Raw genomic sequence first — 14,284 nt, forward strand, 5'->3', positions numbered from 1 at the left:
CCTCGCCAGTGGGATGATTGCCGTGCGGGTTGATGGCAAAATCTTTAAGGGCCGTCCGGTCTAACCTGTTCTGACGGTTATATTTACCTTTGCGGTGCAGGTTACGTGAACAAATCACAGCAGTACCGCGTTTCCCCCTGACCAACGGCAGGGGATTATATGTCAGTGAAAAGCGCTATCGTGATCCTCAACCGTGGATCCGGCAAACAAAACGGCGATGAGGCCGAAGCCGCCATTCGCAATGCCTTTGCCCGGCATGAGATCACGGCCAATTTCATCTACATCGACCAGAGCACGACCCCGCAGGCTGCGACCGCGCAAGCATTGAAACAGACCCATGACATTATAGCGGTCGCCGGGGGGGACGGTACGATTTCGGGCGTGACCTCGGTCATGGTCGGACAAGACCGACCTTTGGGCGTGATCCCGCAAGGGACATTCAATTATTTCGCCCGGTCAATGGAAATACCTGACGATCTGGACCGCGCCGTTGATGTGATCGCCGCCGGTCAGCATCGACCGGTGCATGTGGCAACGATCAACGATCAGACCTTCCTAAACAACGCCAGCATCGGCGCCTACCCGGCCATTCTAAAGACCCGAGAAGGCATCTACCGCCGCTGGGGACGCAGCCGGGTCGCGGCTTATTGGTCTGTTCTCAAGGCGCTCGTTACCTTCCGCACCACGCTCAGGCTTAGGATTGAGGTTGATGGTGTTGAACGGCAGCTGAACACGCCGCTGGTTTTCGCCGTCAACAATGCCTTTCAACTCGGCCAGATGGGCCTAGACGGGCAAGACTGTATCGCCCGTGGGGATATCGTTCTTCTGGTCGCGCCGAATACCTATCGTTGGGGCCTATTGCGGCATGCGATCGCCTTGGCAGCCGGGGTGGCGCGGCCACATACAGATTACGAAATGCTCTGCGGCAAAGAGATCAGTATTCGGATCAAACGCAAAAAACGCTCCGTCGCCCGAGATGGGGAGATTTCGGTGATGCAGGGCCCCTACCACCTGCGCCGCGCCACGCAGCCGCTGCATATCTTCGTCGACCAGAGCGCGAAGGAGGGTGTCAGATGAGCCGTTTGATCCACCTATCTGATCTGCATTTTGGCAAAGACCGACCCGATCTGATCGTACCTCTGCTCAATGCAGTAAACGGATATGCGCCGGATTTGGTGATTATCTCCGGCGACCTGACCCAACGAGCGCGGGAGAAAGAATACCGCGCCGCGCGGGCCTTTATTGACCGGGTGAACGCTCCGGTGCTGAGCGTGCCAGGAAATCACGATATCCCGTTTCATCGGCCCTTTACCCGCTTCTTTGCTCCATGGCGCTACTATCGCCAATGGATCGCGCGCGACTTAACGCCAGTTCATCACGGTGGCGATTACGTTGCGGTTGGGATTAATACGGTGGACCGTTTCAAATGGCAGACCGGGCGGTTGGCCGGGCGGCGGCTTCGCCGGGCCTGCAGTGCGCTTTCCGGGGGCGCGAAAGAGACTTTGCGCATCGCCGTCTGTCACCATCCGCTTGACCATCCGAACACCACCAAGAAAAAGCCAATTCCTGGCGCGAAACGTGCTCTGCGCCGTTTGTTGAACTGCGGCGCAGATCTGATCCTGTCGGGCCATTTGCACATATGGCACGCGGGCACCTTTGCGCATCTGGCCGCCGAGCAAGATGGACATCGCGCGATCCAGCTTCACGCCGGCACAAGCCTGTCCTCGCGCCAGCGCGGTGAGCCGAACGACTTCAACCTGATTGATGTCTCCCCCCTCCAGCTTGATGTGGCACGGATCACTTATGACGATGCGCGGGGGGCCTTTACAAAAGCAGAGGCCCGGCAATTCAACCGGGCCTCTGGAGAATTCATTGTTTGACCGTCAGATCAAGAGAGAGTGCGTGTCACTTCTTCGCGCTCGAAAATTTCGATCACATCGCCGGGGCGGATATCATCGTAGTTTTCAAAGGCCATACCGCATTCCTGACCGGACTGTACTTCGGCCACTTCGTCCTTGAAGCGTTTGAGCGTCTTCAGCGTGCCTTCGTGGATCACCACGTTGTCGCGCAGCAGACGGACACCGGCAGAGCGGCGGGCCACACCTTCGGTAACGAGACAGCCAGCAACCTTGCCCACACCCGTGACCTTGAAGACTTCTTTGATATTCGCATACCCGATGAAGTTTTCTTTGATCTCGTTGCTGAGCAGGCCTGAGGCCGCAGCTTTCACATCGTCGACCAGATCATAGATGACCGAGTAGTAGCGGATTTCGACGCTTTTCTGGTTGGCCGTGTTCCGCGCCGAAGCATTGGCACGAACGTTAAAGCCCATGATCGGCGCGCCGGAGGCTTCGGCCAGACCAACATCCGTTTCAGTGATCGCGCCCACACCGGAGTGCAGAACCCGAACGCGAACTTCGTCGTTGCCGATTTTCTCCATCGCCTGAACGATCGCTTCGGCAGAACCTTGCACGTCGGCTTTAACCAAGATCGGCAGCTCGCTGACGTCTTCGTTTGCCTTGGCATTGGCCATAAGCTGTTCCAGCGTCGTGGCAGCACCGGCAGCGGCACGTTTGTCCTTAGCGGCGTTGGCGCGGTATTCTGCAATCTCGCGGGCCTGCGCTTCGGTGTCGGTCACGTTCAAGACGTCACCAGCCTCTGGCGTGCCGTTGATGCCGAGCACCTCAACCGGCACCGATGGCCCGGCTTCCTTAACGCGCTCACCTTGGTCGTTGATCAGCGCACGGACCTTACCGTACTGCTCACCCACAACAAAGATATCACCCTGACGCAGCGTGCCGTTCTGAACCAGAACAGTCGCCACAGGACCACGGCCCACATCAAGCTGTGCTTCGATCACTGCACCCACAGCAGCCCGATCCGGGTTCGCCTTGAGTTCAAGGATTTCCGACTGCAGCGCAATGGCTTCAAGCAGATCGTCCAGACCTTGACCCGTCGCCGCCGACACTTCGACATCCTGCACATCACCGGACATCTTTTCGACGATGACCTCGTGTTGCAGCAGGTCAGTGCGCACCTTATCCGGGTTCGCAGCAGGTTTATCGATCTTGTTGATCGCGACAATCATCGGCACTTTGGCCGCTTTCGCGTGGGCAATCGCTTCGATTGTCTGCGGCATCACAGCGTCATCCGCCGCAACCACCAGAACCACGATATCCGTCACCTGAGCACCGCGCGAACGCATGGAGGTAAAGGCCGCGTGGCCGGGCGTGTCGAGGAAGGACAACACGGTGCCATTGTCGGTTTTGACCTGATAGGCACCGATGTGCTGCGTGATGCCACCGGCTTCGCCAGCAACCACTTTCGCATTACGGATCGCGTCAAGCAGCGATGTTTTACCGTGGTCAACGTGGCCCATGATCGTGATGACCGGCGGACGCGGTTTCAGGTCTTCGGGCTTATCCTCAACCTCTTTGATCACGTCCTCAACGTCAGCATCAGAAACGCGGACAACTTTGTGGCCGAATTCTTCGATGATCAGTTCGGCAGTATCGGCGTCGATCACTTCATTCTGCGTCACCATCATGCCGTTTTGCATGAGCGACTTGACAACAGCGCCGATCTTCTCCGCCATACGTACCGCAAGCTCGGAGACAACAATCGCAGGCGGCAGTTGCACTTCGCGCACGATCTTTTCGCGCTCGACCTGACCACCCATCGCCTTTTGACGCGCCCGCTCTTGCTTGCGCTTCATCTGTGCCATGGAACGCTGACGGCCACCTTCGCCACCGGCGAGGGCTTGGTTCACCGTAAGCTTGCCAGACCGGCGACTGTCGCCGCCTTTGCTACGTTTCTTGGTTTCTTCGCGGTCACGCTCAGTTTTGCGCGGCGTCGCGGCGGGAGCAGATTTGCTCGGCTGCTCACGCGCCGGGGTCGGCTCCACAACAGGCGCGGCCGCCGCTTCTTCGGCCTCGCGCTTGCGACGTGCATCTTCCTCGGCCTTGGCTTTGAGGCTCTCTTCCCGCTCGCGCTCTTCGCGCTCCTTGGCTTCGATCTCGGCCCGGCGGCGCTCACGCTCTTCGGCGCGGGCCTTTTCCTCGGCTTCGCGCTGTGCGGCTTCTTCCGCCTCGCGGGCCTTAGCAGCCTGAACAGCCTTCAGACGACGCTCCATCTCGGCATCGGTAATGCCTGCGGGGCGCTTCTTGGGATCGCCAATCGGCCCGGCACCCGGCCCGGTTGGTTTCTGGCCACCCGGCTTGGGCACCACAACACGCTTGCGCTTGGTTTCGACCACAACGTTCTTGGTCCGCCCGTGGCTAAAGCTTTGCTTTACATTCCCCGGACGTGCGCCGCCGCGCAGACCCAATGTTTTCTTGCCGTCACTATCGCTCATGAAGCTCGTCTATCCTTTCGGATGGCCGCTGCCACCCTCGTTTACGCGCACGCCTTTAAGTCGTCCGGCTTCCTCTACAACACGTTGCGTGAGTCCACCAGAGGCGAGCGCCCCATGTATCACAGTTTGGCGACCGAATGCCAAACCCAATTCATCGGCGGTCAGCCAACCGATGTAATGACCATAGTGTGGGGTGCTCAGCTTGGACTTTCCGCGCCCTGACCCATCTACGGCCTGTATCAATACTTCGGCCTCTTCGGTTTGCAACCAACCCTTGACCTTTTCGTAACCGGCAACCGCCTTGCCTGCCTTGCGCTGGAGCGAGATCAAGTCCACCACCCGGCGCGCCAATTGCTGTTCGACTTCGTCGATCAACCCTTCAGGCAGCGTGACTGGCTGTTTCGCCGACCGGGAGAAGGTCTTTTTCTTTACCGCAAGTTCCAGCGCGGCGCGGTCTGCCGCGACATAGATGCCCCGGCCCGGCAGTTTACCCAGAATATCCGGGTAAACGTGATTGTCCGGGCCGACCACAAAGCGGATCAACCCGTGTTTTGGCTGCACCTCGCCCGTGGCAATGCACTTGCGTTCTGGACCAGTCTGCTGGTCATTCGAAGCGCCACCGCGTCCCATGTGCAACCCCCGAGGCCCAATTAGGCCTCGGCCTCCTCGGCGGTTTCGCCGTCTGTTTCTGCGTCATCTTCGTCCGCATCGGCTTCAAGCTCAGTCGGATCGACCCAGCCCAACATGACGCGGGCGGTCATGATCATTTCCTGCGCGTCTTCGAGGCTAATGTCGAAAGGCTCAAGCGCGCCGTCATCCTTCACACGCTCGCCGTTGACCGTGGTCCAGCCGCCAGCCAGTTCCCAATCGGCACAGGTGGCGAAATCTTCCAGCGTTTTGACGTCGTCCTTGGCCAGCGCTTCTATCATTTGAGGGGTCAGCCCCTCAAATTCAACCAGGCTGTCCTCAACACCGAGCGCGCGGGCGTTATCCAACGCCGCTTTGTTCTGCGCTTCGAGCACGTCGCGGGCGCGGGCCTGCAACTCGCCAGCGGTGTCTTCGTCGACACCGTCGATGACCAGCAGTTCGTCCACTTCGACGTAAGCCACTTCTTCGAGGTTGGTGAAGCCTTCGGAAACCAGAAGCTGGGCAAAGAATTCGTCAAGATCGAGGTTGTCCATGAACAGCTTGGTGCGCAGTTCGAACTCGGCCTGACGGCGCTGGCTTTCCTGCTCTTCGGTCATGATGTCGATGTCGAGACCGGTGAGCTGGCTGGCCAGACGCACGTTTTGACCACGGCGGCCAATCGCCAGCGACAGCTGCTCTTCGGGCACGACCACTTCGATCTTACCAGCTTCTTCGTCCAGAACCACTTTCGATACTTCAGCAGGCTGCAACGCGTTCACAAGGAAGGTCGGCTGGTCTTCATTCCACGGAATGATGTCGATCTTCTCGCCCTGAAGTTCGTTCACAACGGCCTGCACGCGGGAGCCACGCATACCAACGCAGGCACCGACAGGATCGATGGAGCCATCATGCGAGATCACGGCGATCTTGGCGCGCGAACCGGGGTCGCGGGCGACTGCTTTGATGTCGATGATACCGTCGTAGATTTCCGGCACTTCCATCTTGAACAGTTCGGCCATGAATTCAGGCGCGGTGCGGCTGAGGAAAATCTGCGGGCCGCGCTGCTCACGGCGCACGTCTTTGATGTAGACGCGGATGCGGTCGTTCGGGCGGTAGCTTTCGCGGCCGATCTTCTCGTTCCGGCGCAGGATCGCTTCGCCAGCGCCCACATCGACGATGACATTGCCATATTCTTCGCGCTTGACCAGACCGTTGATGATCGTGCCGGCGCGGTCTTTGAACTCTTCGTACTGGCGGTCACGCTCGGCTTCGCGGACCTTTTGCAAGATCACCTGCTTGGCCGACTGCGCCGCAATCCGGCCCATCTCAACCGGGGGGACTTCTTCGACATAGGTGTCGCCCACCTTGGGGTCGGCCATATACTGCTTGGCCTGCTCAACGGTGAACTCAGCCTGATAGTTTTCAAGCTCGTCATCCTCGACCACGGTGCGGACGCGGGTGAATGTCGCCTTGCCGGTCTTGCGGTCGATATCAACGCGGATGTCCATCTCGGCGCCGTAGCGGGACTTGGCGGCGCGGGCGAGGGACTCTTCCATCGCTTCGACGACCAGACCGGGGTCGATCATCTTTTCGCGCGCCACCGCTTCGGCGGTTTGCAACAGCTCAAGCTGGTTTGCAGATGTAATGGCCATTAGGTGTCTCCCTCAGCAGACTCTTCAGTCTCGATATCATCAAATTCATTTTCGTCGATCGCGCCGGACGCTTTGCGCTGGCGGAGCATTTCTTTGATCAGGTCGTCGGTCAGCACAAGTTTAGCATCGCTGAGCCAGTCGAACTGCAAGCCGATGGTGCCTTCTTCGACATTGATCAGCACCTCGCCGCCTTCAACGCCTGCCAGCTCACCCTTAAAGCGGCGGCGGCCATCGATCAGTTCGGTGGTTTCGATCTTGGCTTCATAGCCTTCGAAAGCGTCAAAATCCTTGAGCCGTGTCAGCGGACGGTCGATGCCGGGGCTGGACACCTCAAGCGAATACTCGTCCAAGATCGGGTCTTCGACATCCAGCACCGCGCCGATGGCTTGCGAAATCTTGGCGCATTCATCCACTTCGATCCCGCCATCAGGCCGGTCTGCCATGACCTGCAGGGTCGTGGATTTGCCTGACATCAGGCGCACGCGCACCAACTCAAAGCCCATGTCCTCGATCACCGGGGTGATGATCTCGGCCAGGCGGCGGTCGATGGCGGCTTTGGCGATCAGGTCATTCGACATGAGACATCCATTTTCACTGGGCACAAAAAAACGGGCGCGCGGCCCGTTCACGAGTTCGGTGGAGCCTTCGGTGTGGACCCGAAAGCGCCGCTGTTGAAGGGGATATAGGCCGAAAGCCGCGAAACCGCAACCCCTGTCAGCCGAACCACCACCGCTCGGGCGCGCGCAGGTTGTCCATCGGCGCTTGGCGACCGGGGTTTGGCGGCTGGCGCAGGGCGTTCGACAACACGGTGATCCCGCCGTTGCTATCCGCCTGTAGGGCCACATCAGAGCGCTCTCGGAACCGAGGTCGCGCGGGCAAATCCGCAGCATCCACAAGCTGTTCGGTCAGCGCCTGCGCCCGCGCATTGCGGGCCGGGAGCGATACGAGTTCAACCATGTCGAACCAGCCGGCGGTGCCATCCTTATAATGCGTCTCCACCCGCTCGGCCAAGACCTGACGACCGGCGGAAAAGCGCCGCAAACGGTAAAGCCCGGTGCCGATCCCGTCCTCTGGCGCATGGGCTGGGCGGATCACATAGCGCGGCTCTGACAGCAGCAGCGGCAGGCCGGGATTCGCTTGAGGCAGTGTGATCTGGACTTGCAAAGCACCTTTGGCCGAGACGTCTGCTTCAGGAAGCACCCGTTGCAGGCTCATCACCACATCGCCTGCGGTCAGCGGGCTGCCGTCGTGGAATTGCACCTCGGGCCGCAGATCGAACTGCCATTGCCGTGCATCCCCACTAGCCTGCCAAACGGTCGCCAATTCGCCCTTGAGGATGCCATTGCCCGCCACTTCGGTCAGCGTATCAAACACCAACCCCTGCCGCGCCACCTGCATGAACAGCCCATCGCCCTGCACCCAATCGTCCTGCCGCGTTGCGCCAGACAGCGCCAGCCGCAGCCGCCCGCCACGGCGCGGTGGCTCGCCCGCACTTGCCCCCGTCGCGGCCAACAGCGCTGCCGCGGCACCAGTGGTAAACAGCGCCCGGCGGTCCAAAAGAGAACTGCGCCCGCTCATCACTTGCCAATCCTGTCCATCGTGCGCACCAATTCCAGACTAATCCCCGGTTCCGACAGCGCATGTCCCGCATTGCGGATCATCCGCAAATCGGCTTTCGGCCAACGTTGCGCCAGCGCATAGGCACCTGCAGGGGGGCAGATCATATCGTAACGCCCCTGCACGATAACGCCGGGGATACGGGCAATGCGGCCCATATGCTCAAGGATCTGACCGTCGAACTCCAAAAAGCCCTTGTTGGTGAAATAATGGTTCTCTAACCGCGAAAACGCCCGTGCATAGGCGGACGGGCCGCCATGCGACACCCCGGCAGAATGTACCGAGGCCAGCGCATTCTCCCACGCGGCCCAGGCGCGCCCGTATTCCTGCTCAACCCCCATATCGCCGGAAAACAGTCGGCGGTGATAGGCGGCAATCAGATCGTCGCGCTCGCCTTCAGGGATCAGGTTCACAAACCGCGCCCAAAGCTCAGGCCAGAAGCGTCCGGCCCCGCCGCCGTAGAACCAATTAAGCTCGGCCTGCGTCATGAGGAAGACACCGCGCAGGATCAGATGGCGCACGGCCTCCGGATGCGCTTGGGCGTAAATCAGCGCAAGCGTCGCGCCCCATGAGCCACCGAAGACCATCCACTTCTCAATGCCAAGCGTGGTGCGAATCAGCTCGATATCAGCCACCAGATGCCACGTCGTGTTGTCGGTGACAGAGGCATGGGGTTTGGACCGCCCGCAGCCGCGCTGGTCAAACAGCACCACCCTGTATTTCTTCGGGTCAAAATAGCGCCGCATCGCCGGGCTACAGCCGCCACCGGGGCCTCCATGAAGCACAACAACCGGAATCCCATCCGGGTTGCCACATTGCTCAACATAGACCTGATGTCCCTGCCCGACAGAGAGCATCCGCTGGTCAAAAGGCTGAACCGGCGGATAAAGATGCGATGCACCGCTTTTTTGGTCGGGATACTTGTCCATTGCCGCCCTATATAGTCATTAAAGTTAAAAGAGCACAGGGAGATCAGAATGCAAGCGGATCAATCAACCATCGACCCCGCCGAGATCGCCAAATTCGAAGCAATGGCCGCCGAATGGTGGGATCTGAACGGCAAGTTCAAGCCGCTGCACATGCTGAATCCTTGTCGGTTGGACTATATCACCAGCCAGATCGCAGGCGAGTTTGACCGCGGCCTGAAGACCGACGCGCCGTTCAAGGGTCTGCGCATTCTCGACATTGGCTGCGGGGGCGGGCTGCTGTCAGAGCCGATGGCGCGGCTTGGAGCGGATGTTGTGGGGGCCGATGCAGCAGCGGGCAACATTCCGGTGGCACAGATACATGCGCAGCAATCGGGGCTGGAGATCGATTACCGCCATACCACTGCCGAAGACATGGCTGAAGCAGGCGAGAAATTCGACGTGGTGCTTAACATGGAAGTGGTTGAGCACGTCGCCTCGCCCCTCGACTACCTCACCGCTTGCCGCCGTCTGTTAGAACCGGGAGGGCTGCACATCTGCTCAACCCTGAATCGCAATCCAAAATCCTTTATGATGGCGATTGTCGGGGCAGAACATGTAATGCGCTGGCTGCCCAAGGGGACGCATGACTGGAACAAGTTCATCACACCAGATGAGCTTTATGACCTGCTGAACCGCGCCGGGTTGGAGCCGGTGGACCGCAAGGGCTTTGTCTTCAACCCCATCGCGTGGTCATGGCGCCTGTCGGATCGAGACCTTAGCGTGAACTACGTCACCGCCAGCCTCAATCCTGGCTCAACTGACGCCTAAGCGCCCGCAGGATCGGCAGCGTTGCGCGGACCTGCTCTTCGCCCAGATCGTCCACGACGTTGGAGATCATCGGCGTGATCGCATTGACCGCCGCATCGCGGGCCTGACGTCCGGCCGGGCTGATCGCAACCATCTTGCGCCGGGCGTCATCCCAATCGGGGCGGATATGCACATAGCCCGCCCATTCCAACTTGCTCAGCGTATTGGTCATGGCCCCCCGCGTGACGTTAAACGTCTCGGCCAATTGCGCGGGCGAGCGTTCGCCACCGTGCCACGATAGAGAGTTCAGCACCGAGAAATGCGAAATCTCCATCCCGCGCGGCAGAACCCGCGTAAGGCGACTGCGCACCTGTTGATCGGCGGCCAGCAATTCGCCGAACAGCATGATCGCAAGTGTGTTTTTATCGTCGGTCATTTCGGGTCCGGTCAGGGCGCGGCAAAGGGGCGGCGGTTGGCAAGGCTGGGCACCTTGGCGCGGGCCTTGTCGCATTCTTCCATGTCCATGTCACAAAAGTAAACGCCGGGGGCTGTGCCAGCATCCAATACCACTTCACCCCAAGGGGCCACGACGAGCGAATGCCCATAGGTATCGCGCGTCTTATGCGCGGCGCTGGCATGGGTGCCGGTCTGGGCCGGGGCCAGCACATAGCACCCATTCTCAATGGCCCGCGCGCGCAACAGGCTATGCCAATGCGCCGCCCCGGTGACCGGAGAGAAGGCGGCAGGCATTGTTAAAATCTGCGCCCCCGCTTCGGCCAATGCCTGATAAAGCGCGGGGAAGCGCATGTCATAACATACCGACATGCCGATCTTGCCAAAGGTCGTTTGCGCCACCACGGCCTTATTGCCAGGTCGGAAACCTGCGGACTCGCGGTAGGTTTCTGTCGCGCTGATTTCCACGTCGAACATATGGATCTTGTCGTAACGCGCCACGACCTCCCCCTGTGGAGAGATTAGGAAGGACCGATTGGCAAAACGCCCATCGCCATCGCGCGTCTTAAGCGCAAGCGAGCCAATTTGCAGCCATATGCCCGCCTTTGCCGCCTCTTCGCGCAGGGCGGCAAGGGTGGCGTCGTCTTCCTCATAGGCCAGCACGGACTGCTGATGCCTGCGGCTGGTGCTGACGCAATTCGTCACCTCGGGGGTAAGGACAAATTCCGCCCCGCCCGCCACCGCCTCACGCAGCAAGGCGCGGGTCTCAACCAGATTGGCGGCAGGATCGTCCGAGACGTTGAGTTGCAGCAGCGCGATTTTCATCTGTCTTGCAAAAGCGCGTCAAGCTTGCCGGCACGGTCCAGCGCATAAAGCTCATCACAGCCGCCCACATGCACATCCCCGATGAAAATCTGCGGCACAGTGCGGGCCCCGCCAGCACGCTGGATCATCTCTTTCTTGCGCTCTGGTTCGGACAGAACATCGACTTCATCGAAGGCCGCGCCCTTTTGGGTCAGCAGACGTTTGGCAGAATGGCAAAAGCCGCAGAGCGGCGACGTATAGATTTCGACAGGTTGCATAGGATCACCCTTTCAACAGTTAACGTTGCACAGTGATCTAGGTCTCTTTGCCCACGCGCGCCAGTGCCAGCACGAAAACGGGGCCTGATCCGGCATCCAAACAGGCCTGCGCGGTGGCCGATAATGTTGCTCCGGATGTCAAAACGTCATCCACCAAGACCACCGGCCGCCCAATCAGCCGATGCCGCCTGCGCGGATGTACGCGGATCGCGTGCTGCAACGCGGCAAAACGATCTGCGCGTCCGAGGCCGTCGAGCGAGGGGGTGCGGCGCATCCGTTGCAACAGATCAGCGCACCACGGCAAGTCTGTCTGCGCGGCCAAACCCTTTGCCAGCAAGGCCGATTGGTTGTAGCGCCGTTTGAGCATCCGAAGCCAATGCAGCGGCACCGGGGCGATCAGGGCATCTGGCGGCAAAATATCCCGCGCGGCCTGGGCCAACCAAAGCGCGGCGGGACGTGCGATTTCTTGTCGGTCGCTATGTTTAAGCGCCAAGACCAGCTTGCGCCCTGTATCGCGATAAAGCAACGCTGCCCGCCCCTGAGTCCAAGGGCGCGGCGTGGCGAGGCAGGCATCACAATGTGGTGCAACATGATCCCCGTGGCCGGGCAATGGCACGCCACAGGCATCGCAAACGGTGCCGCCAATAAAGGCCGTATCGCGCCAGCAGGGGCCACAGAGACCAAAATCAGCGTCGACCAATCCACCGCAGGCGAGACAGCGGGCCGGATAAATAACCGATACCGCTGTTTGAAGTCCCGGCGGCAGCATTCTATTGTTCCTCTATGACAACACAGCCCTCCCTGACCGATCCCACAGCCCTCGCCCAACATCGCGCCCGCGCGACGGGACGGGGTATGTTCCTGCAAGAGACCGCCTTTGATGAGGTCAAGGATCGGCTGGAAGTGGTTAACAAATCGTTTACCGCTCCGGCGATTGTAACGGGCTTTCCGCAGATTTGGTCGGCACTGCATAGCAACGCGAAGCTGGTTCCAGATAGCGAAACACTGGACCTGACCCCGCAGACTCACGATCTGGTGGTGCATGCCATGGGGCTACATTGGGCGAATGACCCTATCGGCCAGTTCATCCAATGCCGCCGTGCCCTGCGCCCGGATGGGTTGTTGCAGGCCGTGGCCTTTGGCGGTCAAACGCTGCACGAATTACGCGCCTGTCTGGGCCAAGCCGAAGCCGAGATCACTGGCGGCATGTCTCCCCGGATCGCGCCGATGGCAGAGCTGCGCGACCTTGGCGGGTTGTTGCAGCGGGCGGGGCTTGCCCTGCCGGTGGCCGATAGCCTGCCGCTAACGGTCGAATATGCAGACGCTTGGGCGCTGATGCGCGATCTGCGTGCCATGGGCGAAACCAACGCGTTGGGGGGACGGTTGCGCCGCCCTACCGCCCGCGGTGTGCTAAACCGCGCCGCAGAGCTCTACACTGCGCATTTCACCGCCCCCTCGGGCCGGATCACGGCAACCTTTGATCTGATCTTCCTCACCGGTTGGGCGCCGGACGACAGCCAGCCCAAACCGCTGCGTCCCGGCTCGGCCCAGCAACGGCTGGCAGATGCGTTGAATAGTCGCGAAGAGCCCCTGCCCGATTGACCCAGAAGGCAGAGCCGCTATTTCAGCGCGGACCCCATGTGCAAGGAACACCCGATGCAGGCCAATCAGAATGACCTCGTTCAGCCCCAACACGCCCCTGCCGAGCACCCTGCCGTGCCACGGCCCAAGGTGGGCGTATTGCTGGCCAACCTCGGCACGCCGGATGGCTATGACTATTGGTCGATGCGGCGTTACCTGAATGAGTTCCTCTCTGACCGTCGGGTGATCGATTACAGCCCCTGGAAATGGCAACCCCTGCTGCAACTGGTGATCCTGAGCAAACGCCCCTTCACCAGCGGTGCGGCTTATAAATCCATCTGGAACGAGGCCGAAAACGAAAGCCCGTTGGCCACGATTACCAAAGCGCAAACCGCCAAGATTACAGCGGCGATGCAGGCCCGCTATGGGACGGATGTAATGGTCGATTACGCCATGCGCTACGGCAACCCTTCGACCAAATCCAAGGTCGAGGCCATGGTGGCAGCGGGCTGTCAGAAGATCCTCTTTTTCCCGCTCTACCCCCAATACGCAGGCGCCACGACGGCCACCGCGAATGACGCTTTCTTTGCTGCGCTGGCGAAAGAGAAATGGCAACCCGCGGCCCGCACAGTGCCTGCCTATTTCGACCGGCCTGACTATATCGAAGCATTGGCCCAATCCGTTGAGCGTGCCTACGGCGCCAAGGACAAAAAACCCGATCTGCTGATCTGCTCTTACCACGGTTTGCCACAGCGCTACCTGATGGAGGGCGACCCCTATCACTGCCAGTGCCAGAAAACGACACGCCTGCTCAAGGAGCGGCTTGGTTGGCAAGGCAGCGAGATCATGACGACCTTCCAATCGCAGTTCGGATCTGAGGTATGGTTGCAGCCCTATACGGTGGAAGAGGTCGCTCGGCAGGCCAAAGCGGGCAATAAGAGCATCGCCGTATGCGCACCCGCTTTCTCGGCGGATTGCATCGAAACGCTTGAAGAGATCAACGAAGAGATCAAGGAAAGCTTTGAAGAGGCAGGCGGTGAGGAGTTCACCTATATCCCCTGCCTGAATGACGATGACGCGCATATCGAGGCGCTGTCGGCCATCATTACCGAAAATCTGGCAGGTTGGCTCGACTGAGCCAGTCTAGGGCCGTTCCGAGGGTCGGCCTTATTACCCTACCCCCAGACGCAAAAAAGGCGGTGC

The 14,284-nt window shown here is 60.1% G+C and carries 15 protein-coding genes; 5 read left to right on the forward strand and 10 right to left on the reverse strand.

All coding sequences use genetic code 11. From position 1 onward, the window contains the following. Window positions 1-159: 159 nt before the first annotated feature. Together HTT03_RS16490 and HTT03_RS16495 are read left to right on the forward strand one after the other, a co-directional pair. Window positions 160-1,077, forward strand: a complete 918-nt coding sequence (locus HTT03_RS16490) for a diacylglycerol/lipid kinase family protein (protein ID WP_174860877.1) — start codon at window positions 160-162, stop codon at window positions 1,075-1,077. Next, window positions 1,074-1,880 (forward strand): metallophosphoesterase family protein, encoded by an 807-nt coding sequence (locus HTT03_RS16495; protein WP_174860878.1) that lies wholly within the window; start codon window positions 1,074-1,076, stop codon window positions 1,878-1,880. Before HTT03_RS16490 ends, HTT03_RS16495 begins: the two co-directional genes overlap by 4 nt. 8 nt (window positions 1,881-1,888) lie before the next feature. Here the strand turns inward: HTT03_RS16495 and infB are convergent, their stop codons facing one another. From infB to pip, 6 genes are all read right to left on the reverse strand, one after another. Next, window positions 1,889-4,354, reverse strand: a complete 2,466-nt coding sequence (infB, locus tag HTT03_RS16500; protein WP_174860879.1) for a translation initiation factor IF-2 — start codon at window positions 4,352-4,354, stop codon at window positions 1,889-1,891. A gap of 9 nt (window positions 4,355-4,363) precedes the next feature. Further along, window positions 4,364-4,984: an RNA-binding protein gene (locus tag HTT03_RS16505; protein WP_174860880.1), complete on the reverse strand. Its 621-nt coding sequence runs from the start codon at window positions 4,982-4,984 to the stop codon at window positions 4,364-4,366. Window positions 4,985-5,004: 20 nt separating this feature from the next. Then, window positions 5,005-6,633: a transcription termination factor NusA gene (gene nusA / locus HTT03_RS16510; RefSeq protein WP_174860881.1), complete on the reverse strand. Its 1,629-nt coding sequence runs from the start codon at window positions 6,631-6,633 to the stop codon at window positions 5,005-5,007. Continuing rightward, the gene (gene rimP / locus HTT03_RS16515; protein WP_174860882.1) at window positions 6,633-7,211 is read right to left on the reverse strand and encodes a ribosome maturation factor RimP; all 579 of its coding nucleotides are present in this window, start codon (window positions 7,209-7,211) and stop codon (window positions 6,633-6,635) included. The genes nusA and rimP overlap by 1 nt, the downstream gene beginning before the upstream one ends. Window positions 7,212-7,347: 136 nt before the next feature. Beyond that, a complete protein-coding gene (locus tag HTT03_RS16520) occupies window positions 7,348-8,211 on the reverse strand; it encodes an ABC transporter substrate-binding protein (protein WP_174860883.1) in 864 nt (287 codons plus the stop codon). Next, on the reverse strand, window positions 8,211-9,179 hold the full coding sequence (pip, locus tag HTT03_RS16525) for a prolyl aminopeptidase (protein ID WP_174860884.1): 969 nt from the start codon (window positions 9,177-9,179) through the stop codon (window positions 8,211-8,213). The genes HTT03_RS16520 and pip overlap by 1 nt, the downstream gene beginning before the upstream one ends. 48 nt (window positions 9,180-9,227) lie before the next feature. Between pip and ubiG the strand changes: the two genes are divergently transcribed. Further along, window positions 9,228-9,986: a bifunctional 2-polyprenyl-6-hydroxyphenol methylase/3-demethylubiquinol 3-O-methyltransferase UbiG gene (gene ubiG, locus HTT03_RS16530; protein WP_174860885.1), complete on the forward strand. Its 759-nt coding sequence runs from the start codon at window positions 9,228-9,230 to the stop codon at window positions 9,984-9,986. On the opposite strand, the gene HTT03_RS16535 is transcribed toward ubiG, so the two are convergent. Genes HTT03_RS16535 through HTT03_RS16550 form a run of 4 tightly spaced genes read right to left on the reverse strand, consistent with a single transcriptional unit; the run spans window position 9,961 to window position 12,269 of the window. Next, on the reverse strand, window positions 9,961-10,401 hold the full coding sequence (locus HTT03_RS16535; protein WP_174860886.1) for a MarR family winged helix-turn-helix transcriptional regulator: 441 nt from the start codon (window positions 10,399-10,401) through the stop codon (window positions 9,961-9,963). The genes ubiG and HTT03_RS16535 overlap by 26 nt on opposite strands. An 11-nt stretch (window positions 10,402-10,412) precedes the next feature. Further along, window positions 10,413-11,243 (reverse strand): carbon-nitrogen hydrolase family protein, encoded by an 831-nt coding sequence (locus HTT03_RS16540; protein WP_174860887.1) that lies wholly within the window; start codon window positions 11,241-11,243, stop codon window positions 10,413-10,415. Continuing rightward, a complete protein-coding gene (gene grxC / locus HTT03_RS16545; RefSeq protein WP_067941907.1) occupies window positions 11,240-11,500 on the reverse strand; it encodes a glutaredoxin 3 in 261 nt (86 codons plus the stop codon). Before grxC ends, HTT03_RS16540 begins: the two co-directional genes overlap by 4 nt. A 37-nt stretch (window positions 11,501-11,537) precedes the next feature. Further along, complete coding sequence (locus HTT03_RS16550; protein ID WP_174860888.1) at window positions 11,538-12,269, reverse strand: ComF family protein; 732 nt, start codon at window positions 12,267-12,269, stop codon at window positions 11,538-11,540. Between the two features lie 14 nt (window positions 12,270-12,283). Here HTT03_RS16550 and HTT03_RS16555 point away from each other — a divergent pair, with 14 nt between their 5' ends. Next, the gene (locus HTT03_RS16555) at window positions 12,284-13,102 is read left to right on the forward strand and encodes a methyltransferase domain-containing protein (RefSeq protein WP_174860889.1); all 819 of its coding nucleotides are present in this window, start codon (window positions 12,284-12,286) and stop codon (window positions 13,100-13,102) included. A 54-nt stretch (window positions 13,103-13,156) separates the two neighbouring features. Beyond that, the gene (gene hemH / locus HTT03_RS16560) at window positions 13,157-14,218 is read left to right on the forward strand and encodes a ferrochelatase (protein WP_174860890.1); all 1,062 of its coding nucleotides are present in this window, start codon (window positions 13,157-13,159) and stop codon (window positions 14,216-14,218) included. Window positions 14,219-14,284 lie beyond the last annotated feature (66 nt).

Source organism: Sulfitobacter maritimus, assembly GCF_013346665.1.
Taxonomy (GTDB): Bacteria; Pseudomonadota; Alphaproteobacteria; order Rhodobacterales; family Rhodobacteraceae; genus Sulfitobacter; species Sulfitobacter maritimus.